General features: G+C 71.2%; 29 protein-coding genes and 1 riboswitch. Of the genes, 16 read left to right on the forward strand and 13 right to left on the reverse strand.

From position 1 onward, the window contains the following. The first annotated feature begins 31 nt into the window (after positions 1 to 31). On the forward strand, positions 32 to 556 hold the full coding sequence (locus tag E1294_RS40945) for a histidine phosphatase family protein (protein WP_132516346.1): 525 nt from the start codon (positions 32 to 34) through the stop codon (positions 554 to 556). 152 nt (positions 557 to 708) lie between these two features. On the opposite strand, the gene E1294_RS57555 is transcribed toward E1294_RS40945, so the two are convergent. Next, positions 709 to 2,148 (reverse strand): S1 family peptidase, encoded by a 1,440-nt coding sequence (locus tag E1294_RS57555; RefSeq protein WP_132516347.1) that lies wholly within the window; start codon positions 2,146 to 2,148, stop codon positions 709 to 711. An 84-nt stretch (positions 2,149 to 2,232) separates the two neighbouring features. After that, a complete protein-coding gene (locus tag E1294_RS40955) occupies positions 2,233 to 3,165 on the reverse strand; it encodes a LysR family transcriptional regulator (protein ID WP_132516348.1) in 933 nt (310 codons plus the stop codon). Between the two features lie 96 nt (positions 3,166 to 3,261). Here E1294_RS40955 and E1294_RS40960 point away from each other — a divergent pair, with 96 nt between their 5' ends. Next, entirely contained in the window at positions 3,262 to 3,489 is a 228-nt protein-coding gene (locus E1294_RS40960; protein ID WP_132516349.1) for a DUF6158 family protein, read from the forward strand. Then, a complete protein-coding gene (locus E1294_RS53475; protein WP_165977757.1) occupies positions 3,486 to 3,722 on the forward strand; it encodes a helix-turn-helix domain-containing protein in 237 nt (78 codons plus the stop codon). Before E1294_RS40960 ends, E1294_RS53475 begins: the two co-directional genes overlap by 4 nt. A 586-nt stretch (positions 3,723 to 4,308) precedes the next feature. On the opposite strand, the gene E1294_RS40970 is transcribed toward E1294_RS53475, so the two are convergent. After that, complete coding sequence (locus E1294_RS40970) at positions 4,309 to 5,241, reverse strand: NADP-dependent oxidoreductase (RefSeq protein ID WP_132516367.1); 933 nt, start codon at positions 5,239 to 5,241, stop codon at positions 4,309 to 4,311. A 76-nt stretch (positions 5,242 to 5,317) separates the two neighbouring features. On the opposite strand from E1294_RS40970, the gene E1294_RS40975 reads away from it, so the two are divergent. Both E1294_RS40975 and E1294_RS40980 read left to right on the forward strand, forming a co-directional pair. Then, positions 5,318 to 5,737 carry a winged helix-turn-helix transcriptional regulator gene (locus tag E1294_RS40975; RefSeq protein WP_132516350.1) on the forward strand — a complete coding sequence of 140 codons (420 nt, stop codon included), beginning with the start codon at positions 5,318 to 5,320 and terminating at the stop codon, positions 5,735 to 5,737. 111 nt (positions 5,738 to 5,848) lie between these two features. Further along, positions 5,849 to 6,631 (forward strand): putative hydro-lyase, encoded by a 783-nt coding sequence (locus E1294_RS40980; protein ID WP_220448227.1) that lies wholly within the window; start codon positions 5,849 to 5,851, stop codon positions 6,629 to 6,631. On the opposite strand, the gene E1294_RS40985 is transcribed toward E1294_RS40980, so the two are convergent. From E1294_RS40985 to E1294_RS40995, 3 genes are all read right to left on the reverse strand, one after another. Beyond that, positions 6,591 to 7,223 (reverse strand): P-loop nucleotide/nucleoside kinase family protein, encoded by a 633-nt coding sequence (locus tag E1294_RS40985; protein WP_132516351.1) that lies wholly within the window; start codon positions 7,221 to 7,223, stop codon positions 6,591 to 6,593. The genes E1294_RS40980 and E1294_RS40985 overlap by 41 nt on opposite strands. A gap of 75 nt (positions 7,224 to 7,298) precedes the next feature. After that, positions 7,299 to 7,688, reverse strand: coding sequence for a PPOX class F420-dependent oxidoreductase (locus tag E1294_RS40990; RefSeq protein ID WP_181958638.1), 390 nt, complete (start codon positions 7,686 to 7,688; stop codon positions 7,299 to 7,301). Between the two features lie 34 nt (positions 7,689 to 7,722). Further along, on the reverse strand, positions 7,723 to 8,643 hold the full coding sequence (locus E1294_RS40995) for a phosphotriesterase family protein (protein ID WP_132516352.1): 921 nt from the start codon (positions 8,641 to 8,643) through the stop codon (positions 7,723 to 7,725). Between the two features lie 148 nt (positions 8,644 to 8,791). Between E1294_RS40995 and E1294_RS41000 the strand changes: the two genes are divergently transcribed. Both E1294_RS41000 and E1294_RS41005 read left to right on the forward strand, forming a co-directional pair. Then, complete coding sequence (locus E1294_RS41000) at positions 8,792 to 9,253, forward strand: TIGR02611 family protein (RefSeq protein ID WP_132516353.1); 462 nt, start codon at positions 8,792 to 8,794, stop codon at positions 9,251 to 9,253. Positions 9,254 to 9,300: 47 nt separating this feature from the next. Next, positions 9,301 to 10,263: a TolB family protein gene (locus E1294_RS41005; protein WP_132516354.1), complete on the forward strand. Its 963-nt coding sequence runs from the start codon at positions 9,301 to 9,303 to the stop codon at positions 10,261 to 10,263. Here the strand turns inward: E1294_RS41005 and E1294_RS41010 are convergent. After that, on the reverse strand, positions 10,258 to 10,578 hold the full coding sequence (locus tag E1294_RS41010; RefSeq protein ID WP_132516355.1) for a GroES family chaperonin: 321 nt from the start codon (positions 10,576 to 10,578) through the stop codon (positions 10,258 to 10,260). The two genes, E1294_RS41005 and E1294_RS41010, sit on opposite strands and share 6 nt — an antisense overlap. Here E1294_RS41010 and E1294_RS41015 point away from each other — a divergent pair. Both E1294_RS41015 and E1294_RS41020 read left to right on the forward strand, forming a co-directional pair. Next, positions 10,543 to 10,920: a DUF1349 domain-containing protein gene (locus E1294_RS41015; RefSeq protein ID WP_246083652.1), complete on the forward strand. Its 378-nt coding sequence runs from the start codon at positions 10,543 to 10,545 to the stop codon at positions 10,918 to 10,920. The two genes, E1294_RS41010 and E1294_RS41015, sit on opposite strands and share 36 nt — an antisense overlap. A gap of 67 nt (positions 10,921 to 10,987) precedes the next feature. Beyond that, complete coding sequence (locus E1294_RS41020) at positions 10,988 to 12,241, forward strand: ArgE/DapE family deacylase (protein WP_132516356.1); 1,254 nt, start codon at positions 10,988 to 10,990, stop codon at positions 12,239 to 12,241. Between the two features lie 17 nt (positions 12,242 to 12,258). Here the strand turns inward: E1294_RS41020 and E1294_RS41025 are convergent, their stop codons facing one another. Beyond that, positions 12,259 to 13,266, reverse strand: coding sequence for an ABC transporter substrate-binding protein (locus tag E1294_RS41025; RefSeq protein WP_132516357.1), 1,008 nt, complete (start codon positions 13,264 to 13,266; stop codon positions 12,259 to 12,261). An 87-nt stretch (positions 13,267 to 13,353) separates the two neighbouring features. On the opposite strand from E1294_RS41025, the gene E1294_RS41030 reads away from it, so the two are divergent. Genes E1294_RS41030 through E1294_RS41040 form a run of 3 tightly spaced genes read left to right on the forward strand, consistent with a single transcriptional unit; the run spans position 13,354 to position 16,264 of the window. Next, positions 13,354 to 14,427: a FecCD family ABC transporter permease gene (locus E1294_RS41030; protein ID WP_246083653.1), complete on the forward strand. Its 1,074-nt coding sequence runs from the start codon at positions 13,354 to 13,356 to the stop codon at positions 14,425 to 14,427. Beyond that, entirely contained in the window at positions 14,424 to 15,431 is a 1,008-nt protein-coding gene (locus E1294_RS41035; RefSeq protein WP_132516358.1) for a FecCD family ABC transporter permease, read from the forward strand. The genes E1294_RS41030 and E1294_RS41035 overlap by 4 nt, the downstream gene beginning before the upstream one ends. 32 nt (positions 15,432 to 15,463) lie before the next feature. Next, positions 15,464 to 16,264 carry an ABC transporter ATP-binding protein gene (locus tag E1294_RS41040; RefSeq protein WP_220448228.1) on the forward strand — a complete coding sequence of 267 codons (801 nt, stop codon included), beginning with the start codon at positions 15,464 to 15,466 and terminating at the stop codon, positions 16,262 to 16,264. A 20-nt stretch (positions 16,265 to 16,284) separates the two neighbouring features. Here the strand turns inward: E1294_RS41040 and E1294_RS41045 are convergent, their stop codons facing one another. Then, positions 16,285 to 18,714, reverse strand: a complete 2,430-nt coding sequence (locus E1294_RS41045; RefSeq protein ID WP_132516360.1) for a helicase-associated domain-containing protein — start codon at positions 18,712 to 18,714, stop codon at positions 16,285 to 16,287. An 80-nt stretch (positions 18,715 to 18,794) separates the two neighbouring features. Next, the gene (locus E1294_RS41050; protein WP_132516361.1) at positions 18,795 to 19,298 is read right to left on the reverse strand and encodes an ATP-binding protein; all 504 of its coding nucleotides are present in this window, start codon (positions 19,296 to 19,298) and stop codon (positions 18,795 to 18,797) included. 222 nt (positions 19,299 to 19,520) lie between these two features. On the opposite strand from E1294_RS41050, the gene E1294_RS41055 reads away from it, so the two are divergent. The 3 genes from E1294_RS41055 to E1294_RS41065 all read left to right on the forward strand — a co-directional run bounded on the left by E1294_RS41055 (position 19,521) and on the right by E1294_RS41065 (position 20,925). After that, positions 19,521 to 20,342, forward strand: a complete 822-nt coding sequence (locus tag E1294_RS41055) for a helix-turn-helix domain-containing protein (RefSeq protein WP_132516372.1) — start codon at positions 19,521 to 19,523, stop codon at positions 20,340 to 20,342. Next, positions 20,343 to 20,579, forward strand: a complete 237-nt coding sequence (locus tag E1294_RS41060) for a DUF397 domain-containing protein (RefSeq protein ID WP_043632079.1) — start codon at positions 20,343 to 20,345, stop codon at positions 20,577 to 20,579. Between the two features lie 88 nt (positions 20,580 to 20,667). Beyond that, entirely contained in the window at positions 20,668 to 20,925 is a 258-nt protein-coding gene (locus E1294_RS41065) for a hypothetical protein (protein WP_132516362.1), read from the forward strand. Between the two features lie 69 nt (positions 20,926 to 20,994). On the opposite strand, the gene E1294_RS41070 is transcribed toward E1294_RS41065, so the two are convergent. Genes E1294_RS41070 through E1294_RS41080 form a run of 3 tightly spaced genes read right to left on the reverse strand, consistent with a single transcriptional unit; the run spans position 20,995 to position 22,576 of the window. Then, positions 20,995 to 21,594, reverse strand: a complete 600-nt coding sequence (locus tag E1294_RS41070; protein WP_132516363.1) for a histidine phosphatase family protein — start codon at positions 21,592 to 21,594, stop codon at positions 20,995 to 20,997. A gap of 50 nt (positions 21,595 to 21,644) precedes the next feature. Further along, a complete protein-coding gene (locus E1294_RS53480) occupies positions 21,645 to 22,001 on the reverse strand; it encodes an alpha/beta hydrolase (protein ID WP_165977758.1) in 357 nt (118 codons plus the stop codon). Next, positions 21,986 to 22,576: an alpha/beta fold hydrolase gene (locus tag E1294_RS41080; protein ID WP_165977759.1), complete on the reverse strand. Its 591-nt coding sequence runs from the start codon at positions 22,574 to 22,576 to the stop codon at positions 21,986 to 21,988. The genes E1294_RS53480 and E1294_RS41080 overlap by 16 nt, the downstream gene beginning before the upstream one ends. 166 nt (positions 22,577 to 22,742) lie before the next feature. On the opposite strand from E1294_RS41080, the gene E1294_RS41085 reads away from it, so the two are divergent. Further along, positions 22,743 to 23,600 (forward strand): Gfo/Idh/MocA family protein, encoded by an 858-nt coding sequence (locus E1294_RS41085; RefSeq protein ID WP_132516366.1) that lies wholly within the window; start codon positions 22,743 to 22,745, stop codon positions 23,598 to 23,600. Between the two features lie 41 nt (positions 23,601 to 23,641). Further along, positions 23,642 to 23,715: riboswitch (adenosylcobalamin-variant (AdoCbl-variant) riboswitch) on the forward strand. The last annotated feature ends 189 nt before the right edge of the window (positions 23,716 to 23,904 follow it).

The following is a 23,904-nucleotide window of genomic DNA, read 5'->3' on the forward strand; positions in this document are numbered from 1 at the left end:
GGTACGCAGGTAAGCCCGGTACCGTCTGGGCGTGGCTGTCAGACTGATCTACGAGGCCCACTCCACCACCGTGGACAACGAGACGGGCGTCGCCACCGGATGGCTGCCGGGTGAGCTGTCGGCGCTCGGGCGTACCCAGGCGGTGGAGTTGGGGGCGCGGCGGCGGAAGGTCGACGTCGTCTACTCATCTGACCTGCGGCGGTCCGTGCAGACGGCGGAGATCGCTTTCGGGGACTGCAAGGAGGTCAGGCTCGACCGGCGGCTCAGGGAATGCGACTACGGGATCTACAACGGGCGGCCGGTGAGCGAGGTCGCAGCGTTGCGGAGCAGGCACATCGACACCCCGTGGCCGGGCGGGCAGAGCTACCGGCAGGTGGTCGCCGAGACGGCGGCGTTCCTGCGGGACGTGATGGGGGAGTGGCAGGGGCGGACGGTGCTGGTGGTGGCGCACACCGCGAATTTATGGGCGTTGCAGAACCTGCTGCACGGCACGTCGCTGGAGGATCTGGTCGGTGCGTTCGAGTGGCGGCCGGGGTGGGAGTTCGAGCTGGTCTAGAGCGTTCGCGTCCAGGCGCCGTTGAAGAGCGTGGTGACCGTGCGTGGGAGAGGGAGAGGGAGAGGGAGAGGGAGAGGGAGAGGGAGAGGGAGAGGGCCGGCGAATGTCGGGTGCTGCTCGGCACTCGCCGGCCCTCGGGTTTCAGGTGGTGCTCATGGCCGGTTCAGGCCCAGCGTGTACGTGCCGGACCCGCTGTAGGCGTGCACGCGGTACCGGTAGTAGCCCGCGGTGCCGTTGTAGCTGATGGTCTCGTCGGAGTTCGGGCTGTCGCCTCTGGCCACCACGGTCCAGGAGTAACCGTTCCACTTCTGCAGGTACACGTCGAAGTCCGTGCCGTCGGGCGCGTCCAGGCAAGCGGCGTGGGTGCCGGAGGTCGTGGCCTGGTAGTAGGAGCCGCCCGGCTGGTACGCGCTCTGGTTCCCGCTCAGCGAACCCGTGTAGGTGTCCTCGTAGCTCTGGCAGCCTGCCGGTGGGTCCGGGTCGCCGCCGGACGTGATCAGGGTGAGGCTGCCCACGGAGAGGAGTTCGCCGAGGGGCTGGAAGTACGTGGTGCCGCCGATGCTGCAGTTGCCGGAGCCGCCGGAGGTCATGCCCTGGGCCTGGTCGCCCGAGATGAACGAGCCGCCCGAGTCGCCTCCTTCGGCGCACACGTTCGTCCTGGTCAGGCCGGACACGGTGCCTTCCGGGTAGTTGACGGTGGCGTTCAGCGCGGTGACGGTGCCGCAGTGCCACTGGGTGGTGGAGCCGGAGCGGCACACCGAGCCTTGGGGCTGGGTGACGGTCGAGCCGCGTACGGGGAGGGTGCCGGCGCTGTAGCCGTTGACCACGCCGGGCGCGGTCCAGTTGGAGTTCGTCGCCACCCAGGCGTAGTCGTTACCCGGGAACGACGAGATCTGGAACGTTCCCTGCGCGACCCGGTTGTACCCGGTCGTGGTGACGCCGGTGCCGCCGCAGTGGCCGGCCGTGGTGAAGCCGAGCTGGGTGCCGCGCCTGGCCGCGAAGCCGATCGAGCACCGGTAGCCTTCCGAGGTGTAGTAAGCGTCTCCGCCGCGGATGTCGTAGAACGGGCGCGGGCGTTCGGTGGACCGTTCGTACGTCACGGCTTCGGCGTCCACGCCGCTGGAGGCGATCCACGATCGCGCCGCCGCTTCATCGCTGGTCTGGACGACGACCGCGTTGTCCTGGGGCGAGACGGCCCAGCTGTGCACGGTGGCGGGCGGTGCGGCCTTGTCGAGGTTCTCCTTGACCTTGGTGAGCTGGGCGAACGTACGGGTCACGATGCGTGCTCGGGCGCCCGCGCGGGTGATCTCGGTGGTGTCGGAGGAGTCGACGCTGGCGACGACGAGGGCGCTTTCGGGGCCTTCGTACCAGGTGCCGGCGTAGTCGTCGCCGAGCCTCTTGCGCAGGGTGGGCGCTGCGGCGTTGCCGCGGGACTCGTTGGCGAGGCGGTTGATCGCCTGTTCCTCGGTGATGCCGAGGTCGCGCTGGATGGCGTCGACCACGCCGGAGGGGGGTTTCGCCGCTAACGCGGGGGTCGCGGTCACGACTAAGGCGCCGATCGCCACGGCGATCAGCGCGGGGGCTCGGAGCATGGGGGTCTCCTTGCTGCTGGGGGTGCCGTAACGGTAACGGCGAACTCAGGAGCGGAGGAGTACCAATTTGCCCCTATCGCCGGGTTATGGAGCGGTTCCATATCCCGGGTTACGTACAAGCCAGTCGTTGTAGACCGGACTCTTGCGTACGGCGTCCATGTGGGCCTGTTTCGCCTGCCCGACCACCCAGGCGGCGTCGGGGGCGGTGGGGTGGCGGCCGAGGAGTTGCCGCCAGCGCAGCGGCGCGCCGGCCAGCGGCACCATGACCAGGCCCTGGGCGTGCTGGTGGGTGGCCTGGCACAGCACCGCGGCCCGGCCGACCTGCGCGAGGTGCGTGCACGTCGGCACGTCCGTCTCGTAGATCGTGCCAGGCGTGAAACCGGCCCTGGCGCAGGCCATCGCGAAGCAGTCGGCGAAGCAGCCTTCTCCCGGCGTGACCGCCCACTGCTCCTCGGCGAGGTCGGCCAGCTCGACCTCTTTCTCCTTGGCGGCGGGATGGTTCTCGGCCACCAGGCAGAAGACGGGGTCGACGCTGATCGTCTCCCACAGCAGCGAGCCGGTGGGGGTGCCGGAGTCGCCGCAGGCGCCGGTCAGCACGTAGTCGAGGCGGCCGAGCTCGGCCATGCTGTTCAGCTCGTGCGCCGACCAGGAGGTGAACGTGCTGATCGTGCGCTCCGCGGCGAGGCGGTCGACCAGGCCGCCGAGGATGGGGCCGTTGGTGGCGCCGATGCGGAAGCCGGGGGAGGGGGCCTGGGCGAAACGCAGCGCTTCGTCCTGGAGTTCCTTGGCTGCGGGGAGCAGCACGCGCGCCCTGGCGAGCACCAGCTCGCCGAGCCGGGTGGGCCGGGCGCCACGGCGGTCGCGCTCGAACAGGGCGCCGCCGAGCACCCTCTCGATGCGCTTGAGCTGGGCAGTGAGGGCCGGTTGTGCCAGCCCGAGCAGGGATGCGGCCTTGCTCACACTTCCCGCGTCCGCGACCGCGCGAACGATCCTGAGGTGCCTGAGCTCGAGGTCCATAACGGGAAGGTAAGGCGGCGATGTCTTACAAACAATGCCTAAATGTCAGGAAATGTGACAGATATTGTTGCTGGTCTTCTGGGGTAGAGGGAGCGCATGACGACGATGGGAATAGACGCGGGCGAGCTGAACGACGACGATCTGGTGCGTGAGCTGCGGCAACTGCACGCCACCCGGAGTGAGACGTTCTTCCACGGGTCGGACGACGCTCTCGCGACGCACACGTCGCGTACCCACGAGCTGGAGACCGAATATCTCCGCCGCTACCCCGAGCGCGAGATCGATCCGATGCGGCTGAGGGAGGGAGCGAGGCAGCGATCATGACAGAAGGCCACGATGTCCAGTCCCTGTCGGACGTGGACATCCACGTGTACGAGGCGGTGGCCTCCGAGGCGGTGGAGCACGGAGGCGCGGGGCTCGCCAGGCTGGTACGGGCGACGGGCCTGGACGAGGACGACGTGCGGGAGAGCCTGACCACGCTGATCGAGCACGGTTACGTCGTGCCCAAGGGCGAAGGGTACGCGCTGGGCCCGCACACGTTCGAGGTCGAGTACTGAAAGGTCCTCCACCTCCTCAGAGCCGAGCGAGCCGAGCGCACCGGGCGAAACGGTAGAGCCGGAAACGCTGGTAGAGCCCGGAGCGCCGGGAGAGCCGAAGGACGGCAGCGCGCGCGGAGCACGTCCGTTCGCCGGCGGAGCCGACAGGTCCCAGCCGGCGGCCGCCTGCTCCGGCGGGTTGGCGGTCGCCACGATCCGCGCCAGGTCGTCCACCGCCCGTTCCAGCAGCATCCGCGGCATCGCGGCCCGCACGGCGCTGGCCGGCTCGTCGAGGAAGAGGAACAGGATCCCCGTTCGTGACGCGGCCAGCCGCTCCGCCCACCGTGGTGGCGCGAACCAGGTGCCCCCGTCGCGCAGCACCGGCGGCCCGGCGAAGTCGCTCGGCTCGCTGACCGAGCCCACCACGACCCCCACCGGCAGCCCGAGTCGCTCTCCCGAGCGCGAGCGTCTACCCGGTTCCCGGCGACCCCGACAGGATCACCGGGAGGTTCGCCGCCGCGACGGACGACGCGGTCACGGAAAGCCCTCTTGCGTCACCGTAGATCGACCCTCACGGGGTGAACACAGGTCGACGGGAGGTGGGCTGTCACATCTCGAGTACGAGCTTGCCGGTGAAGTCGCCGCTCTCCATCAGCGCGTGTGCCTTGGCGGCGTCCGCCAGGGGGAACACCCGGTCCACGTGCGCGGCCAGCCGGCCGTCGGCCGCGAGGGCGGCGATCGCTCCCAGCGCCGCGTGGTCGGGCTCCACACTGAACGTGCCGAACCGCAACCCGGCGCGCGCGTACGCCTCCATGTCGGACGCGGTCATCCCCGCCCCGCCGATGAACGCGCCTCCGGGACGCAACACCGGCAGCGAACGGGCCGGGTAGTCCCCGCCCACCATGTCCAGCACCACGTCCACGTCCGAGACGGCTTCGGCGAAGTCCACGGCGGTGTAGTCGATCAGCTCGTCGGCCCCGAGCCCGCGCGCGAACGCGTGCTTGGCGCCGCGGGTGGTGCCGATCACGTACGCGCCCCGCAGTTTGGCGAGCTGGACGGCCAGGTGCCCGACCCCGCCCGCCGCGGCGTGGACGAGCACCCGCTGCCCGGGCGACACTTCCGCGATGTCCTCGAACGCCTGCCAGGCGGTCAGCGCCGCCATGGGCAGGGCCGCGGCCTGCACGTGGTCGATCCCGGCCGGTTTCCTGGCGAACTGGCGTGGCCTGGCCACCACGTACTCGGCGTACGCCCCGGCGTAGGACGGGAAGTTGAGCATGCCGAACACCTCGTCGCCCGGCTTGAGCCGGCCGACGTACTCGCCGGTCTCCTCGACCACGCCCGACACGTCCCAGCCGGGGGTCAGCGGAAGCTCGGCGTAGTCCGGCGGGTACGGGGAGCGCCGCAGCTTCCAGTCCGGCGGGTTGACGCCCGCCGCCCGCACCCTGACCAGCACCTCGTGCCGCAGGGGGACCGGCCGGGGAACTTGCGCGAGCTCCAGTACCTCGGGCTCGCCGAATGAGCGATGCACGATCGCATGCATGTCTGTCACACCGGCAATGCTGGTCGCCCCCGGTATCCCTTGTGAAGAAGGCACCTGTTTGGTATTGAGGTACCTCATGGATACCAGGTTTCCTGACCTCCGGCGGTTCGGCGGCGCCGACGCGTTCCTTCAGGTGTGCAAGCCCCGCACGGTGCTCGACATCTTCACCGGCAAGTGGGCGGGGCTCGTCATGGGCGCGCTGCTCGACGGCCCGAGACGGTTCAACGAGTTGCGCAGAATGCTCGACGGCATCACGCAGAAGATGTTGTCGCAGACGCTGCGCACCCTCGAACGCGACGGCCTGGTCACCCGCACCGTCTACCCGACGATCCCGCCCCGGGTCGACTACGAGCTCACCGCCCTGGGCCACAGCGCCGTCGACGTCCTGCGGGCCATCGGCGTGTGGGCCGGCGAGCACGCCGACCAGGTGCTCGCCGCCCGCGAGGCCTACGACGAGCGGGCCAAGGAGCCGGTCGAGATGGTGAGCAGAGCGTAGCCGGGGAGGTGCGCATCTAGCCGCACCGCCATCCGTCACCCCCGAATTCACCACATCACGTGGCGAGCGCGGTGATGGACCGAGGCGCGCGGGTGGTCATACCGTCAAGAGGTGGACGTCGCCGACCTGAGTCCCGAGCAGGCGCGAGAGCGCTTCCGCACCGGCGAGCGGGTGCCCACCGCGGGCTGGTGCCGGGGCTGGACGCAGGCCAACCTCATCGCCGTGCCCGAGCGGCTCGGCTACGACCTGTTGTTGTTCGCCCACCTCAACCCGCAGGCGTGCCCCGTCCTCGACGTGGGCGAGCCGGGGGCCTGGTCCACCCGCCTGTTCCCCGGCGACCTGCGTACCGACCTGCCCGGCTACCGGCTCTACCGCGACGGCGCGGCGGTCGCCGACCTCGACGACGTGGTGGCCGAGTGGCGCGACGACCTGGTGCCGTTCCTCATCGGCTGCAGCTTCACCTTCGAACGGGCGCTGCTGGCCGCCGGGGTGCCGGTGCGGCACTTGGAGCTGGGGACGAACGTGCCGATGTACGTCACCGGCGTCGCGTGCGAGGCCGTCGGCAGCCTGTCGGGGCCGCTGGTCGTCTCGATGCGTCCGGTGCCGGAGGAGCGGGTGAGGACCGCCGTCGAGGTGAGCGGCCGCTATCCGATGGTGCACGGCGTGCCCGTGCACGTGGGCGACCCCGCGGCGATCGGGATCGGCGACCTGGCCCGGCCCGACTTCGGCGACCCCGTGGAGGTGCGGGCGGGGGAGACGCCGGTGTTCTGGGCCTGCGGCGTGACGCCTCAGGCGGCGGTGATGGCCAGCGGGGTCGAGTACGCGATCGGCCACCTGCCGGGGCACATGGCGATCATGGACGCGCGGGACGACGACTATCGGGTGACGTCGTGATGCCCCTGCTCCCGCCCTCGCGTGCGGCTCGCGGCGGTATCCCCGCCACCGTGAGCTGCTCCGCGATCGGCGGCGCGCCGCGGCGGTTGTCGATCTCCAGGTGGGGCACGACGGGCGGCTCGTCCACCCGGATGTCGCGCAGGTAGGCGTCGAACGCCGCCAGCTTGCCCGCGTCGCGCGCGAACCCCCGGGCCGTGAGACGCTCGCGCAGCGTCGCGCCGTCGGACCGGACCCACAGCAGCCGCACCGGCGGCCCGCCCAGCTCCGCCAACCAGTCCGCCCACCGCGCCGCGTCGTGCACCTGCGTGGTGAACGGGCCGTCGAGCAGCACCGGGCAGCCGTGACCGCGGATCTGCCTGGCGGTCCTGGTCAGGCCGGCGTATTCGAAGCGCTTGACGTTCTCGTCGTACCAGGGGCCCTCGCGCTCGCCGTCGGGCCTGCCGTGGCCGCTCAGGACCCGCGCCACGAAGTCGCCGTAGACGGTGTCCTTGTCGAGCACGGCGGGCACCGGGTCGAGCCGGGCGAGCAGCGCGGCGGCCACCGAGGACTTGCCCGCGCCCGGCGGCCCGCTGACCACCCACACCGTGACCATACGGTCACCCTAGGGGCGCTCCGTCGCCATCTTCCACCCGCCCAGGCGACGCGGGGTCCCGATCCGAACGAGCTTTCACACCGTCCGGCTTTTCCGCGGCCCGTCGACCCCCCACGAAACGATCTTGGTGGGGGTGATCCGGAGGATCTCCCTCGAGAAGAACGCCACGGGGGGCTCGTGGTCCGTCAGGGCCTCGGCGGTGCCGCGGATCTCGATGCCCCGTGCCACCCAGGGGTCCACCGTGGCCAGGTCGTCCACGACGAACGCGACCGTGCTGCCCGCCTGGATGTTCCTGAACTTCTTCGACGTGCCGAGGGCGTGCCCGCCGATGGTGATCGTGCCGGTGGCGGCGTCGACGAAGAACCCGGTCGGGTTGTTCTGCACCTGCCCGTCGGGCGCGACCGTGGCCAGGCGGCCGATGCGCTGCGTGGACAGGTAGTCAAGTTCCGCTTGGGTGAAGATCATGCACAGCAGTCTGCAACCTTGACATAGGTGGAGGTCAAATCAGCCCGGAGGTCAGCCAGCGCAGCGGGTTGTCGTGCGTGATCAGGCGAATGGTGTCCTCGCCGGTGCCCGCGTCGCGCAGGCGCGGCAGCAGGTCGTGGAAGAGGTGGGCGAAGCCGGGTCCGCCGTACTTGCGCGTCTGCGCCACCCGGCTCAGCCCGGTGCTGAGGAGGAGGCAGTCCGCGAGGCCCTCCTCGATCAGGCCGAGCGCGATCCTGGCCGCCTGGTCGGGGCCGTGCTGCCGGGCGAGGCCGAGCACACCGAGGCTCACGTACGCGCCCGCTTCGGCGATCTTCCTGGCGGCGGCCGGCTCGGCGCCCGCGTAGCCGACGGCCACCCGCGAACCCGGCAGGTTCTGGCCGAGCAGGATCTCCAGCACGGACAGGGCGTTCCTGCCGTGCGTGGAGACCGGCAGGCGTGAGCGGAGCGAGGCGCGGGCGGCGGCGACCAGGGAACGTTCCTCCCGAGGAGTGGGTTCGGCGCCCCAGCAGCCGACCTCGCCGATCACGCCGGGGAAGACGCCCGTGCCGTCCACGCCGCTGGAGATCTCCTCCATGAGCAGGCCGGTGAGCGCGTCCGCGTCCGCGTCGCCGACGGTCGTGTACGGCTCGGCGAACAGGCCGGTCGAGGCGATCACCGCCACCCGGCTGCCCGCCGCGACCCGGGCCAGGGTGCCGGCGTCGCGGCCCATGCCCAGGCACGTCAGGTCGACCGCCAGGGAGAGCCCGCCGGACTGCCGTAGCTCGCGCAGCTCCGCGGTGACGGTGGCCTCCTCGTCGAGCCACCGGTGCGGGTCGGAGTCGATGCCGACCGCCCAGCGCATGTCGGTGCGCAGGTGTTCGTGGGGGAGCACGGCGCCCTCGATGGAGGCCGCGCGTACAGGGCCGGTGACAGTGCGGAGCAATACGTCGGGCATAGCAGACATTAACCGATATTTGCCTGTGAGAGCCTGCCCTGGCAGGAGATTTTACCCATTTGGGGGTTTGGTGATTTGCTAGTCGTCTGCAAGTGTGGCTGACGGCAGCGCCGTATCCTGGGGGGCATACCGACTGCCGGGGGGAAATGTGACGATTCAGAGCTCCGACACCGGCGACGCCGACGTGATCAAACGACAGGCCGCCGACCGGTCCGGCATGCCCGGTCGGCGCAGGGGGATCCAGGGCTGGCTGGACGGCATCCGCTCGACCCGTACGGGAGCGCTGACGCTGAAGATCGTGGTCGGCGCGATCGGGACGGTCATGGTGGTCGGCGGGCTGATCATGGTGCCGTTCCCCGGGCCGGGGTGGCTGGTCGTGTTCGCCGGGCTGGCGGTGCTGGCCACGGAGTTCCACTGGGCGCACAAGCTGCTGGAGTTCGGCAAGCGCGTGTTGCACGCCTGGACGGAGTGGTACAAACGGCAGGGCTGGACGGTGCGCATCGTCGTGCTCGCCGTGACCCTGGCCGCCGCCGGGGCGATCGTCTATCTCGGTCTTCGCACGGTCGGCTTCGACGTCGTCCAGTTCGCGCTGAGCTACGTGCATACCTAGTCGGCATCACGCCGGAAAACCCGCGGATTCGTGTCTATTCTGCGGGCGTGATCGCCACCATCGCCATCGCGCTGTCCCTGACGTTCCCCACCCCCATCGCGCCGGCTGCATCCCTGCCCGCACGGGCAGCCGTGCGGGCAGATCTGGAGCTCCCGGGCACCGGCGGTATGAAATATCGCGAAAAGGCGGGCGATCCCGTACGGCTCACCGCCTACGGCCTCGGCACCCGGGACACCTATCTGAGATCCGCCACCGGCAACGCCTTCGCCCGGCGGAAGGCGCTTTCCGAGGTGTCGGTCTCGCCCGGCGGACGCCTGGCGGCGGGCGTGCCCAGGGCGTACCGATCGGGCCACGACGTGCTCCTCGTCACCGACCGCGCCACCGGCGAGACCACCACGATCCGCACGGTCAGGAGGCCCATGACCGCCTCCTACGCCTCCTGGTCCCGCGACGGCAAGAAGATCGCGCTCACGGTCGAGCAGAAGGTGAGCGGCACGTGGCGGGTGCTCGGCTTCGCGGTCGTGGACGTGGCCGCCAAGACCTCTCGCACGGTCAGGATCGCGGGCCTGAGCGCGAACGCCGGCTTCTGGTGGAGCCCCGGCGGCCATCTCGTGTCCAGGCACGGCACCGGCCTGCGCGTCCATCGGGCGTCCGACGGCGCGGTCGTGCGCGCGTATGCGGACGCGGGCCCGCCGACCGGCCCCGAGGACGCCTTCTCCCCGTCCGGCAAGCGGCTGGCCACGTGGTGCCCCAAGCGTTTCGAGGAGCAGCTCTGCCTGCTCGACCCCGCCACAGGGAAGATCGCCGGGCGGGTCGGCGCGGCGCCGCGTGCGGTGTGGGGCTGGTGGGACGACGAGCATGTCATCGCCGTCCTCGCGCACGAGGACGCCTATCGCCTGTCGGTGCTCGACCTCAAGGGCAGGGTCACCCGCGTGCTGGCCGACGTGCCCGCCAAGACGTGGGACGCCGACCTCTGGCTCTCCTTCGTCAGGACACCGCGGGCGTCATAGATAGAGGCCGGTGCCGTGGTCGGTCTCCTGGGTGGCCACCGCGTGCAGGTCGCGCTCGCGCATCACCAGATAGACCCGCGCGTGCACCTCGACCTCGGACTGGTCCTCCGGGTTGAACAGCACCTTGTCGCCGACCTTGACCGAGCGCACGTTCGTGCCGACACCGCAGACTTCGCCCCAGGCCAGGCGGTTGGCCATCTTGACCGTCGCGGGGATGACGATCCCGGAGCCGCTGCGCCGCTCCCCGGCCTCCTGCTCCACGCTGATCATGACCCGGTCGTGCAGCATCTGAATCTCGAACTTGGGCTCTTCCACGGGCCCAAGTTTACGAGCCACCGGACGCCCGATATCCAGCCCCGCCTCGGGGCGCTTACCAGGACGCCCGGATCGTGGCAGGGCGACCTGCTGCTCTCCGTCACGTTCAACGGTGACTACGCCGAGCGGTACGACCAGGCGGGCGCCGTGCTGAGGATCGGCGAACATCACTGGATCAAGGCCAACGTGGAATACGTCGACGGCGGCTTCCACCTCAGCACGGTCGTGACCAGGGAGTTCTCCGGCTGGTCGGTGCTGCCGCTCGGACGCGCGGCGCAGCGGGTGACGTTCACGCTCGAGCGCGCCGTACGCTTCAGCGACGTGCGGGCCGAGGGCTGCTGAACGCCGTTCACGGAAAGGCGGATAACACCCCGAACGGGTCAACGCGGACGGCGTGCGACAATGCAGCGTGCACGACGTAGAAGCCCGCGTCCTCGACGCCATCGACGCGGCGGAGACCGTCAACTTGCTGGCGGAAGCCGTCAGGGTGCCCAGCGTCACCGGCACCGACGCCGAGTCCGACCTGCAGCACCACTACGCCCGCCTGCTCGCCGATACGGGCATGGACGTGGACGTGTGGAAGCTGGACCTCGCCGATCTCCGTGAGCGTCCCGGCTTCCCCGGCACCGAGGCCCCGCGAACCGAGGGGCACGGCGTCGTGGCCGTGACCGAGGGGGAGGGCGCTCCCGCGCTGGCGTACCAGGGTCATGTCGACGTCGTCCCCACCGGCGACCTGGCCAGGTGGGAGGGCAGCGACCCGTTCGCCGCCAGGATCACCGGCGACGTGCTGCACGGCAGGGGCGCATGCGACATGAAGGCCGGGCTCGTCGCCAACCTGGCCGTGGCCAGGGCGATCCGCCGGGCCGGGATCCGGCTGGTCAGGCCGCTGGCCGTGCACTGCGTGATCAGCGAGGAGGACGGCGGGCTGGGCGCGTTCGCCACCCTGGCCAGGGGCCACACGGCCGAGGCCGCGGTCATCAGCGAGCCCACCAGCGGCGCGGTCATCACCGCCAACGCCGGGGCGCTGACGTTCCGGCTGGAGATCGCCGGGCTGGCCGCCCACGGCGCCACCCGCCAGGAGGGCGTCAACGCGGTCGAGGTGTTCTGGCCGGTGTTCGAGGCGATCAGGCGGCTGGAGGCGGCGCGCAACAGCGACGTGCCCGAGCTGTTCCGCGGCACCGCGCTGCCGTACCCGATCGAGATCGGCACCGTGCGCGCCGGAGACTGGGCCAGCACCGTGCCCGACCTGCTGGTCGCGGAGGGGCGGCTGGGGGTGCGGTTGGACGAGGACCCGGCCGCGGCGCGGGCGGCGTTCGAAGAGGCGGTCGCGGAGGTGGCGCACCCCTGGCTGCGGGCCAACCCGCCGGTGGTGACGTGGCCGGGCGGGCAGTTCGCCAGCGGCCGGCTGCCCGCGGGGCACGAACTGCTCGGCGAGGTGAGCCGGGCGGTCGCCGACACGACGGGCGGCCTGCCGGTGGAGTCGGCGGCGCCGTACGGCAGCGACCTGCGTCTGTACACCGCGGGCGGCATCCCGACGCTGCACTACGGCCCCGGAGACGTGCGGTTCGCGCACGCCCCCAGGGAGCAGGTCGCGCTGGGCGAGCTGCTGGACGTCACGCGCGCGCTGGCCCTGCTCGCGGTGCGCCGCTGCGGAGCGCGCTGACACTGAGCCCGGCGAGGTTAGCCGAGCGGGCGGGCCTTCTTCAGGTTGGCCACCAGCTCCTCGAGGAACGCCGCGTACCCCTGGTAGCTGAAGGGCACCTCCGCGCGCCACGGGTAGAGCTGGCCGGCCTCGACCGCGGGCAGCTTGGCGAAGGTGGGCTTCTTCAGCATCTCCTCCGGCTTGAGCGACTGGGTGCGCGTGTCGTAGAGGATCACGTCGGCGTCGTAGGTGTCGGCGTTCTCCCAGCTCAAGGTCTGGAAGAAGCCGCCCTCGTCCACTTTCGACGGCGTGACGACGTCGAGCCCGGCCGCAGTGAGGTGCACGATGTCCGGATATTCGGGCGGGTTGACCACCCACATCTGGTCGGGGCCGCCGGACATCAAGAGGATCTTGAGGTCCTTGAACTGCGCGAGCTGCTTGGTGGCGGCCTCCATGCGGGCCTTGGCCTCGGGCACGCCCCGCATGTCGGCACCGAGCGACGCGGCCAGCTCCTCGTACGTGCCGATCACCTCGGTGGCGCTCTTGCCGGTGAGCATGATGCCCGCGGTCGGGGCGATCTGCTCGATGGTGTCCTTGGACTTCTCGGGCACGTACCAGAGGGTGTCCTTGACGTACATGCTGCTGACCAGGAGCTCGGGCTGGAGGGAGATGTACTTCTCGACGTTGAACTCGTCCCACACGTTGCCCAGGCCCTCGACCTTGGCGATGTCGACGTTGCCGGCCTGCGGGTCCTTGGCGCCGTCCTTGAGCTTGTGAGGGCCGAAGACGGCGACGGGGCGCACGCCGAAGTCCCACAGGGCGGCGGCCGAGCCCACCTGGGCGACGATCTTGGCGGGAGGCTGGGCCAGCTCCAGCTTCTTGCCACGGTCGTCGGTGAACGACCAGCCCTGGCCCGCCGGCGCGGAGGAGCCCGCCGCGGGGCGCGCCGTCTCCGTGCCGTCGCCGCACGCCGCGAGTGTCAGGGCCGCCGCGAGGCCTGCCGTGGCCGACAGGAAGCCCCTGCGCCGCAGTACGGGTCCCGGCATCTCCATCTCCTCCGTGGTTAGGCTTGCCTTGTTCACAGGTCATTAGATTAGCCTTGCCTAAGTTTGACCGCTACGAGAGGGGGCCGGGTGCGTCCGGCTGAGGAGACGGCCGTCCCGGTCGCCGGGGCCGGTGGGGAGGCGAGCGCCGCCCGCGACCGCGAGGGCCGGCCCGCGATCCTGGCCACCGGGCTGGTCGTCGCGGTGGGAGTGCTCGCCCTGATGGCCATGGCCAGCGTGGCGCTGGGCGCGCGCGGCGTGTCGTTCGGCACGGTGATCGACGCCTTTCTGGCCCCCGACGGCTCCAACGACCACACGGTCATCCGCGAGTTGCGCGTCCCGCGCACGCTGCTCGGCATCGGCGTGGGCGCCACCCTGGGGCTGGCGGGCGCGCTCATGCAGAGCCTGACCCGCAACCCGCTCGCCGACCCCGGGCTGCTCGGCGTCAACGAGGGCGCCGCGCTCGGCGTCACGCTGGCGCTCGGCCTGTTCGGGCTCTCCGACCCCGCCGTCTACGTGTGGTTCGCGTTCGGCGGGGCCGCGCTGGCCTCCGCCGCCGTCTACGCCCTCGCCTCCTCCGGCCGCTCCGGCTCCAGCCCGGTACGCCTGACGCTCGCGGGCGTCGCGTTCGGCATGGTGTGCACGGCGATCGCCTCGGCCATCCTGCGCATGGACTCCCAGACCTTCGACCGCATGCGGTTCTGGCTGACCGGCTCGCTGGCCGGGCAGACGGCCGACACGCTGGTGCGGCTGGCGCCGTTCATGGTCGCCGGTCTGGTGCTCGGCCTGATGCTGGCGCGGCCGCTCAACACGCTCGCGCTCGGCGACGACGCGGGCAAGGCGCTCGGCGTCGCCGTCAACCGCACCAGGATCCTCACGGGGATCGCCGTCACGCTGCTGTGCGGCGCGGCGACCGCCGCCGCGGGGCCGCTCTGGTTCGTCGGGCTGATCGTGCCGCACGCCGTGCGCGCGGTGGTGGGTCCCGACCAGCGGTGGGTGCTGCCGTACTCGGCGCTGGCCGCGCCGGTGCTGCTGCTGGCGGCCGACGTGGCAGGCCGGCTCATCGCGCGGCCAGGAGAGGTGCAGGTGGGCATCGTGTGGGCGGTGATCGGCGCGCCGATCTTCATCATGCTGGCCAGGCGGAGGCGGGTGGCGGCGCTGTGACCATCCGCGTCGGATCCTGGTCCGTACGGCTCGCGCCCCGCGCCCTGCTCGCCGGGACCGCGCTGCTCGTGCTCGCCTGCGCGGTGACCGTGGCGGCCCTGGCGACGGGCGAGTACATGGTGCCCGTACCGGACGTCGTCACCGCGGTCTTCGGCCAGGGCACGCCGGTCGCCGAGATGATCGTCGCCAAGCTCCGTGCCCCGCGGGTGGTGACGGGGCTGCTGGTGGGGGCGGCGTTCGGGCTGAGCGGCGCGATCTTCCAGAGCCTCACCAGGAACCCGCTGGGCAGCCCCGACTTCATCGGCTTCACGGCCGGGGCGTCGACCGGCGGCATCATCGCGGTGGTCGCCGGCGGCTCGGCCATGACGATCGCCGGCGGCGCGCTGGCGGGCTGCGTGATCACCGCCGTGCTGGTCTACGCGCTGGCCTACCGCGGCGGCGTGCAGGGCTACCGCCTGGTGCTGGTCGGCATCGGGGCGAACGCGCTGCTGCTCGCGGTCAACTCGTACCTGCTGACCCGGGCGAACATCAACGACGCCGCCACCGCGGGCGCCTGGCTGACGGGCAGCCTGAGCGGGCGCGGCTGGGACCACGCCGGGCCCGTGGCGCTGGCGCTGGCCGTGTTGCTGCCCGTGAGCGCGTACGTGTCGCGGCCCATGCGGATGATCGAGATGGGTGACGACGCGGCCAGGGCCATGGGCATCAGGGTCGAGGCCGTGCGCGCGGTGGCCATCGCGGCGGGGGTGCTGCTGTCCGGGGTGGCCACGGCCGCGGCCGGTCCCGTCATCTTCGTCGCGCTCGCCGCGCCGCAGCTCGCCCGGCGGCTCACCCGCTCGCCGGGTGTGACGATGGGCGCCTCGGCGCTGACCGGCGCCGTCCTGCTGACCGCCGCAGACCTGGCCGCGCAGCGGCTGCTGGCCCCCACGCAGCTGCCCGTCGGCGTGCTGACCGCCGCCATCGGCGGCACCTACCTCGCCCTGCTCCTGCGAAAGGACCGCCACTGATGGCCACCGCCCCGGCGAAAGGATCTCCGCTGATGGCCTCCCGCCTGTCCGGCACCAGCCTCACCCTCGCGTACGACCAGCGCGTCGTGGCCGCGGGCCTGACCGTGTCGATCCCCGACGAGTCCTTCACCGTGATCATCGGCCCGAACGCCTGCGGCAAGTCCACCCTGCTGCGGGCGCTGGCCAGGATGCTCAAGCCCAGGACGGGCGCCGTGCACCTCGACGGGAGCGTCATCACCTCCCTGCCGTCGAAGGAGGTGGCCAGGCGGCTCGGCCTGCTCCCGCAGACCTCGATCGTGCCCGACGGCATCACTGTGGCCGACCTGGTGGCCCGCGGCCGCTACCCGCACCAGCGGCTCATGCGGCAGTGGTCGAAGGCCGACGAGAGGGCGGTGTCCGAGGCCATGCGCGCCACCGACGTGACCGAGCTCGGCGACCGGATCGTGGACGAGCTGTCGGGAGGCCAGCGGCAGCGGGTGTGGCTGGCCATGGCGCTGGCGCAGGAGACGCCGATCCTGCTGCTGGACGAGCCCACGACGTTCCTGGACATCTCCCACCAGATCGAAGTGCTCGACCTCTGCGCCGACCTGCACGAGGCCGGGCGGACCATGGTGGCCGTGCTGCACGACCTGAACCAGGCCTGCCGGTACGCGACCCACCTGATCGTGATGCGCGGCGGCGAGATCGTGGCCGAGGGGGAGCCGGGCGACGTCGTCACGCCGGAGCTGGTGCGGCAGGTGTTCGACCTGCGATGCGAGATCATCCAGGACCCGCAGACGGGCACGCCGCTGATCGTCCCGGAGGCCCGGCGCCGGGTCACCGCCTCCGCCTGACGCGCTCACGGCGCACACCGTCAGTAGGCGCCCCTGACCTCGACGATCTCGGCGAGGGGGAACTCCAGGTAGTCGCCCGCCTCCTCGCACCACGCGTCGAGCGCGCCGCCCTTGAGCTCGCCGTGGCTGATCGTGGCGGTCAGTCCGTCGGTGAGCGTGATGCCGGCGCGCACGCCGCGGTCGACCACGAAGCCGAGCAGCGACTGCTGGGCCGTCGGCAGCCTGGTGGCCATCCGGCCGATGACCGCCCAGGTGCGGCCGTTCGAGCCGGCGTCGGCCCGGCTTGCGGCGATCAGGCGGCGGGCGTGCTCGTAGGGGTCGGGCGGCGGCTCGGCCAGCATGTAGGGGGGCGCTTCGAGCTCGGTGATGCCGGTGAAGTCGGACAGCTCGGCCACCTGGCCGCCGGGCAGCAGGATCAGCTTGCCGTTGTGCGGCTCGTCCAGGTGGGTGGATCTGGCCCGGTGAATGGTGATCTCGCCGGTGTCGGCCACGGGCACGGGGGAGTAGCCGACCTCGCGCAGCGCGGCCAGGGTGCGCTCCGCGGGCGCGGCGCTGACCAGCACCGTGGGGGCGAGCAGCCTGAGCCCCAGCTTGCCCAGCCGCCGGTGGGCGGCGATCTCGGCCAGCAGCGCCGGGTCGGCGGCCTGGACGACGCAGCCGACCGTGGTGACCGTCACCTCGCCGTGCCGGCGCGCGGTGTCGCGCACGAGGTATTCCAGCGGCTGCGGGATGGTGCCGACCCCGGCCAGATCGTCGAGCAGCTCGTCGGGTTCGTGGCCGCGGTCGAGCGCCCGGCGCACGCTCTCCGTGGTGAACCGCCACACCGAGGCGGCGCCCCGCGACTCGCGCTCGGCGGTCCGGTCGAGCAGCTCCGCCAGCTCGGCCGACGGCGGGCCGGTCACGACCGCGGTGAGGTCGGGGCCGAACAGGGCGCTCCTGCGTACGCTGGCCAGCGCCCTCGTGGCCGCCTCGGACAACACCGGGTCGTGCTCGACCATGGGCACGGCGGCGTCGTTCTCGTCGCCCGGCCGGGCGGTCAGGCCCGCCAGCGCCCGGCCCAGGTCGGTGAGCGCGTTGTTGGCCAGCAGCCCCAGCAGCCTGGCCTCGTCGAGCACGGCGGGGGCGCACTCACGCAGCAGCTCCTGGTCGATCAGCGGCGCGTGCCAGTGCACGCTGCCCATGAGGCTGTCGCGGCCGGCGAACGCCGTGCCGGCGGGCAGATGGGCCAGCACCGACAACACGGCCCTGCGGACCCTGGCCACCGCGCTGCCCGTGGGGTCGTCGCCGAGCACGGTGCCGTACTTGCCGTCGACCCTGCGCAGCGACGAGCGCTCCATGCGCCACCACGCCGACAGCAACACCCTGAGCCTGGCCGAACCCTCGTCGAGCCGCCACCGGTCGTAGCGCTCGGTGGGGATCATGCCGCCGGACTGCTCGTCCCAGGCCAGCAGCCTGGCCACCGCGCAGATCTCCAGCAGCAGCCGCGTCTCGTCCTCGTCGCAGCCGGTCTCCTTGGCGATCCTGCGCACCTCGCGCACGCCCACGCCGCCGGTCTTGAGCAGCGGCAGCGGCGTTTTCGCGGTGTTGTCCAGCAGGGCCGCGCACCGCTCCACCACGTGCGGCGCGGCCAGCGTCATCAGGTGGTCGACCTCTTCGGGGTCGACCGGGATGGTGGCCACCTCGGGCGACTCGGGCGTGTAGGGCGGGTGGTAGCCGGGGCCGCGCAGGCAGATCGCCACCTCGCGGGGGATCTCGGCGACGTGCCAGCTCGGCCGGAACAACATGCCGTGGTCGGCGCACCACTTCTCCGGCGTGCCGGGGGTGACGAAGCGGCCTCCGTCGACGTTGAGCGTGGGGCCCTCCCAGGCGAACCGGTCGAGCAGCGGGGCGGTGCCCTCGGGGGCCTTGGACACCATCGCCCGCACCCGCTCGCCGTCGCCGAGCGCCTCGGTGACGCGGGCGATCGCGCGGCGTTTGTTGCCCTGCGCGGGCAGGCCGAGGTTGCGGGCCAGCGCGTGCAGCGCGTCGTTGCTGATCGTCCAGGAGTTGAGGTAGTGGTCGAGCGGCTCGCCCAGGCTCAGCGGCGCCGACCACCAGCGTGTCACGCCCTCGGCCAGATGGATCACGCCGTCGTCGCCGGGCCAGGCCAGCGCGTGGTCGTAGAGGTGCGCGAGCCAGGGGGTCACGTCGTCAACCCGGGCGTCGACGAAGGCCGCCAGCCGGTCGGCCGTGGGACGGCTCATGGCCAGGGTCGCCTCGGCCAGTTGCAGGCAGGGGAGCGGGAGCCTTCGCAGGGTCTCCATGACGGCGAAGCCGTTGCCCAGTCGCTGGGCCAGGGTGTCGAGCCGCCGTGGCCAGGGCGCGGCGATGGCGTCAGGCCTGTTGGCCAGAACGCGGCCGAGCCGGTCTTCCTCTAGTGTTCGCAGCCAGCCGAGCAGGTGATCTTCCATCTGTCAGCACTCTCATGGGGTCGCGCGCAAGGGACTCACCGTGAGCCATGACCATCCACGGTAATGCAGATCACCCCCGGTCAGGAGAGGACTGCCCAGACGATCTTTCCGTGTGGTGCGAGTGCGGACCAGCCCCAGCGGAGGCTGAGTGATTCGACGATGTGGAGTCCGAGGCCACCGGTGTCAAGGGGCCCAGGGTATCGCAGCACCGGCACCGATGACCCTGGATCGGTGAACGCGCTGGTCACCAGCTGTCCGCGGCGCACCAGGGACATGTGGACGGCGCGTTCGCGGCGTGGGTCGTCGAGGCAGAGGCCGTGGCGGAGAGCGTTGGTGGCCAGCTCGGAGACCACCAGTTCCATGTTCTCGACGAGTTCGGTCAGCCCCCACCCGGTCAGGACGCCGGCGCCGAAGCTGCGGGCCGAGTGGACCGAGGAGGCGGTGGGCGGCAGCACGAACGTGGCGCTCGTCGACGGGCCAGGGGCCAGGAGATCGCGGGCCGCCTCCGGCCACCAGCCGATCGGAGGCCACCAATCGAACGTCGTCCACTGGCCGGGCGCCGTGGTGGATTGCACGTAGATCATTCTGCGTCAAACTCTCGTGCAACTGCAAGAGCGAATGCACGTGCAGACAACACGTGCACGCGCTACGGTTTCCCTCAAAAGGTCAATATGGGGGAAAGGGGATCTTGTCCGCGGCCCATGATCTTTGGGCCGTGAAGTGACAGACTGAGTCGCAAGGGAACGACCAAGGAGCAGCACGTGTCCATTGATCCGCCCGGTTCCGGCTCGACCGTTCGGCGCATCATGCTGGGGGCGAGTCTCAGGCGCCTGCGCGAAACCAGCGGCCTGGACCGTGCTCAGGCCGGATTTCACATCCGGGCGTCCGAGTCCAAGATCAGCCGCATGGAGCTCGGGCGTGTCGGCTTCAAGACACGTGACGTGGAAGACCTGCTCACCCTGTACGGCGTCGTCGACGATGCCGAGCGCCGTGCCCTGCTGGAAATGGTTCGCGAGGCCAACACCCCCGGGTGGTGGCACAAGTACTCGGCGGAGTTGCCGTCGTGGTTCACCACGTATGTAGGGCTGGAGGAGGCCGCCAGCGTGATCCGCACCTATGAGGTGCAGTTCGTGCCGGGCCTGCTGCAGACGACCGCGTACGCGCGTTCGGTCTTCCAGCTGGGCAACCCCGATGCGAGTCCGGAGAGAATCGAGCGCCGCGTGCACATGCGCATGCAGCGCCAGGAGCGCTTCACGCAGAAAGACGGGCCCCGTCTGTGGGCCGTCGTCGACGAGGCTGCGCTCAAGAGGACCATCGGCGGGCGGGAGGTCATGGCCGAGCAACTCCAGCATCTGCTGGAAGTCGCTGCCCTTCCCAACATCACCCTTCAGGTGATGCCCTTCAGGTTCGGCAAGCATGCCGCTGAAGGGGGCGCGTTCAGCATCTTGCGGTTTCCCGAGTCCGACTTGTCGGACGTTGTCTACGTCGAGCAGCTCTGGGGTGCCCTGTACCTGGACAAGCGTGAGGACATCGATCCGTATCTCACGGCTATGGAGCAACTGTGCGTGGAGAGCACCACGCCAGGGGGCACCGTCGAGCTCATCGGCGGTCTTCTCAGAAAGATGTAGATGAACCAGACCTACAACGGCATGCCCGCGGCGGACCTGACCCAGGTCGCCTGGCGCAAGAGCCGCTACAGCAACTCGCAGGGCAACTGCGTGGAGCTCGCGGAGCTTCCCGATGGAGGGATCGCGGTGCGCAACTCGCGTTTCCCCGACGGCCCTGCCCTCATCTATACCCGCGACGAGATCCGGGCGCTGGTGCTCGGGGTGAAGGACGGAGAGTTCGACGGACTGCTCGTGTAACACCGAGTTCACCTCCGGCCCGCCCGCTTAACGGGGGCGAGCCGGAGGTGTAACCGCCCCGCCTCCCGCCGGGGTGAGGATCGGGGCCATGCTCGACCAGATGACGTTGTACCCGATCGCCGACGACGTGTTGTTCGCGCCGGGTGGCAAGGTCGTGATCCGCACCTACGGCGTGGCCCCCGCCGCCGCGGGCGCCTCCGTCTCCTACCGGACCTGGGTGACCGGCATCCGCGACCAGCCGCGGTACTGGCACTGGGGTCATTTCGAGGACGCCGCCGCCGGGCACCGCAGGGTCCTGGAGTGGCTCACCGGGCGCGGCCCGCGACCTCTCCAGGCGCCGGCCTGACCGCCGTCCCTGGTCGCGGGGGCGCCCCCTCCCGGGTGCCGCCTGGCGCCGGAGCGGCCGCGGGGCCGGTCAGGACGCCTGGAGGCAGTCGACCGGGGCGTTCCACGTCATGAGCACCGGCTCGGCGTGCTCGAAGCCGAGCCGCGAGTAGGTGCCCGTGTCGAGCTTGAACAGCCTCCCCTCCGCCGGGCCGAGCCCCAGCCAGCGGGCGGCCAGGACGCGCAGGAAGTGGCCGTGCGCCACCAGCGCCACCCGTCCCTCCACGGCGCGCGCCCGTACGATCACCCGGTCGGCGCGGGCGGCGACCTCGGCGGCGCTCTCTCCTGGATGCTCGGCGTCGCCGGGGATCACCCCGTCGCGCCACAGGTACCACCCCGGGCGGCTCTCGCGGATCTCGGGCGTGGTGATGCCCTCGTAGCCGCCGTAGTCCCACTCCCACAGGTCGGCGTCCACCCGGTAGCCGTCGAGCCCGGCCAGGTCCGCCGTGCGCCGCGCGCGCCGGGCGGGGGAGACCAGCACGAGGCCGAACTCGCGCCCCTTGACCAGCGGCGCCAGCGCCCTGGCCTGTTCCTCGCCGTCGCCGGTCAGCGGCAGGTCGGTGCGGCCGGTGTGCTTGCCCGCCGTGCTCCACTCTGTCGCGCCGTGTCGGAGCAGCAGCATCTCATCCATGTCGTCCATCATCCGGTACGGCCCGTCGCGGCCCGGCGTCAGGTGGCGGGTCAGTGCAGCGGGCGGCCGGTCGGCGACAGCGGCTGCCGCTCCGCCTTGGCCGACATGGGCGGCTGCTCGGGGTACTCAGCGGCGCAACGCGTGCCGCGCGGCGGCAGCACCAGGCTGGTCAGGTACTTCTCGATGTGCGTACGAGCGCACGCGCTGTTGCGGTACTGGCCGTGGCCCACGCCGTCGTACTCGAGGATCGTGGTCCTGGGGATCTGCTTGCCGGCCCCGTAGTTCCACGCCGCCGGGTTGCCGACGTCGTAGCGGGCCTTGGGCAGCAGGGTCGGGGGGTTGCCGGTGATGTCGAGCCGGTGCTGCGGGTTGGAGACCTTGCCCTGCCAGTTCAGGCAGGCCAGCACGTCGGACCAGAACGGCGACAGCTTGGTGTGCGGGTAGAGCCGCTCCAGCCGCTTGCGGTACTGGTCGAGCTGCGTGAAGCCGCTGACTTCCCACTTCCAGTCAGAGCACCAGATGGCCGGGTAGGCGTAGTTGACGGTCTCCTGCTTGCGGGGGGCCGCCGTGCGCGCCGTCGCGGGATCGCCAGGTAGCGGAAGACCGACGTGATGCTGTGGTCCATGTTCGAGTCGATGGCCATGGCGCGAAGCCTGCCGGGGAACAGCTCGGCGTACTGGTGGCCGACCTGGGTGCCGTACGAGAGGGCGAAGAAGCTGATCTGCCGCTCGCCGAGCACGGCGCGGATCGTGTCGATGTCGCGGGCCGCGTTGGTGGTGTGCACGTGATCGATGGCCGCGCCGGTGTGCTCGCGGCAGTCCTTCGACAGCCTGGCGTTGTAGGCCAGCCACGCCTGGTACTCCGCCTCGTTCTCCGGATAGGTGAGCGGGGACTGGTCCACCACGTCAGCGCTGCACCGCACCGGGGTGCTGCGACCGACGCCGCGCAGGTCGAGGCTGACGAGGTCGAAGTATTTGCGCATCGCGCTGTCGGGGGTGATGGCGCCGTTGAGGATGAACGGGCTGATCGGCAGCGCCGGCCCGGAAAAGCGGTATAAATCGGTTCTGCGGCATGGGAGAGCGTTTTCAGGTTTCCGCTGGGAATCGAATGTCCAATATCGTGATGTTTGCGTAGATCTAGGGGGGCGCATGGAGCCGGTGGCGGTAGGGCTGGTCGGAGCGGGGCCATGGGCGGAGCTGGCGCACGCGCCGATGCTGGCCAGAGGGCCGTACACGCGGCTGGCCGGGGTGTGGGCCCGCAGGCCGGAAGCGGCGGCCCGGTTCGGCGCACCGGTGTTCGAGCGAGTCGAGGAACTGTTCGACGCCTGCGAGGCCGTCGCGTTCTGCGTGCCGCCCGCCGTCCAGGCCGAGATCGGCGTCCGCGCCGCCCGCGCGGGCAAGGCGCTGCTGCTGGAGAAGCCGCTGGCCGACTCGCTCGAAGGCGCCGTGCGTCTGGCCGGCGCCGTGGCGGAGGCGGGCGTCGCCTCCCAGATGGTGCTCACCATGCGGTACGCCACCCAGACCCGCGTCTTCCTCGCCCGGTGCGCCGAGATCGAGGCGTTCGGCGGCCACGCCGCCAACATCTCCGGCGCCCTCCTCGGCGACCACCACTTCGCCACCCCGTGGCGGCTCGAACGCGGAGCGCTCCTGGACGTCGGGCCGCACGTCATCGACCTGCTGGACGCCGCGCTCGGCCGGGTGACCGGCGTGCGCGCCCACGGCAACCCGCTCGGCTGGGCCGGGCTGCTGCTGGAGCACGAGAACGGCGCCGTCAGCGAGGCGTCCCTGTGCATGACCGCCGTCGGCGACCTGCCCCCGTCGTCGTTCGCCGTGTACGGCCGCACCGGCAACGCCGTGCTGCTGCCGTTCGACGACGACCCCCTCGAGAACGTGGCCGCGGAATTCGCGGACACCGTGCGCAACGGCGGCGGGCACCCGCTCGACGCCGCCCACGGGCTCCGGCTCCAGCGGATCATCGCCGAGGCGGAGGCCCAACTGGCCCCTTGACGCCCGGCGCCATCGGGGGATTGATAGCGTTTGTCCGACGCGCAGCGTTGCAGCGAAGTCCGGTGAGAATCCGGCGCTGTCCCGCAACTGTCATAGCCAGGTCGCCTGCCGCTGCGCCGACGTCATCAACCCTCGTGGAAAAGGGTGATCCGTCGCTCTATGCGGGTCTCTCGGTTCCGACCGTGTGAAAGGACTACTCGTGAGGCCCGTACGAACGGCCTTCGCGGGCGCGCTGCTGGGAACGCTCGTCCTGGCCGGCTGCGGCCAGGCCGGCACGACAGCCACCCCCTCCTCCGCCCCCGCG

Origin of the sequence: Nonomuraea diastatica, assembly GCF_004349015.1 — a bacterium.
In the GTDB taxonomy this organism is placed as follows: domain Bacteria; phylum Actinomycetota; class Actinomycetes; order Streptosporangiales; family Streptosporangiaceae; genus Nonomuraea; species Nonomuraea diastatica.

Bases quoted from the DNA above. Each gene is read 5' to 3' on its own strand.
- E1294_RS41025 (WP_132516357.1), bottom strand. From the start codon at position 13,266: ATGCCGGGACCCGTACTGCGGCGCAGGGGCTTCCTGTCGGCCACGGCA.
- E1294_RS53475 (WP_165977757.1), top strand. From the start codon at position 3,486: ATGACAGAAGGCCACGATGTCCAGTCCCTGTCGGACGTGGACATCCAC.
- E1294_RS40970 (WP_132516367.1), bottom strand. From the start codon at position 5,241: ATGCATGCGATCGTGCATCGCTCATTCGGCGAGCCCGAGGTACTGGAG.
- E1294_RS41070 (WP_132516363.1), bottom strand. From the start codon at position 21,594: ATGGATGAGATGCTGCTGCTCCGACACGGCGCGACAGAGTGGAGCACG.
- E1294_RS41055 (WP_132516372.1), top strand. From the start codon at position 19,521: ATGCTGGGGGCGAGTCTCAGGCGCCTGCGCGAAACCAGCGGCCTGGAC.
- E1294_RS41080 (WP_165977759.1), bottom strand. From the start codon at position 22,576: ATGCGCAAATACTTCGACCTCGTCAGCCTCGACCTGCGCGGCGTCGGT.
- E1294_RS41050 (WP_132516361.1), bottom strand. From the start codon at position 19,298: ATGATCTACGTGCAATCCACCACGGCGCCCGGCCAGTGGACGACGTTC.
- E1294_RS40995 (WP_132516352.1), bottom strand. From the start codon at position 8,643: ATGCCCGACGTATTGCTCCGCACTGTCACCGGCCCTGTACGCGCGGCC.
- E1294_RS41085 (WP_132516366.1), top strand. From the start codon at position 22,743: ATGGAGCCGGTGGCGGTAGGGCTGGTCGGAGCGGGGCCATGGGCGGAG.
- E1294_RS40990 (WP_181958638.1), bottom strand. From the start codon at position 7,688: ATGATCTTCACCCAAGCGGAACTTGACTACCTGTCCACGCAGCGCATC.
- E1294_RS41040 (WP_220448228.1), top strand. From the start codon at position 15,464: ATGGCCTCCCGCCTGTCCGGCACCAGCCTCACCCTCGCGTACGACCAG.
- E1294_RS40960 (WP_132516349.1), top strand. From the start codon at position 3,262: ATGACGACGATGGGAATAGACGCGGGCGAGCTGAACGACGACGATCTG.
- E1294_RS41065 (WP_132516362.1), top strand. From the start codon at position 20,668: ATGCTCGACCAGATGACGTTGTACCCGATCGCCGACGACGTGTTGTTC.
- E1294_RS40985 (WP_132516351.1), bottom strand. From the start codon at position 7,223: ATGGTCACGGTGTGGGTGGTCAGCGGGCCGCCGGGCGCGGGCAAGTCC.
- E1294_RS57555 (WP_132516347.1), bottom strand. From the start codon at position 2,148: ATGCTCCGAGCCCCCGCGCTGATCGCCGTGGCGATCGGCGCCTTAGTC.
- E1294_RS41060 (WP_043632079.1), top strand. From the start codon at position 20,343: ATGAACCAGACCTACAACGGCATGCCCGCGGCGGACCTGACCCAGGTC.
- E1294_RS40975 (WP_132516350.1), top strand. From the start codon at position 5,318: ATGGATACCAGGTTTCCTGACCTCCGGCGGTTCGGCGGCGCCGACGCG.
- E1294_RS40955 (WP_132516348.1), bottom strand. From the start codon at position 3,165: ATGGACCTCGAGCTCAGGCACCTCAGGATCGTTCGCGCGGTCGCGGAC.
- E1294_RS41045 (WP_132516360.1), bottom strand. From the start codon at position 18,714: ATGGAAGATCACCTGCTCGGCTGGCTGCGAACACTAGAGGAAGACCGG.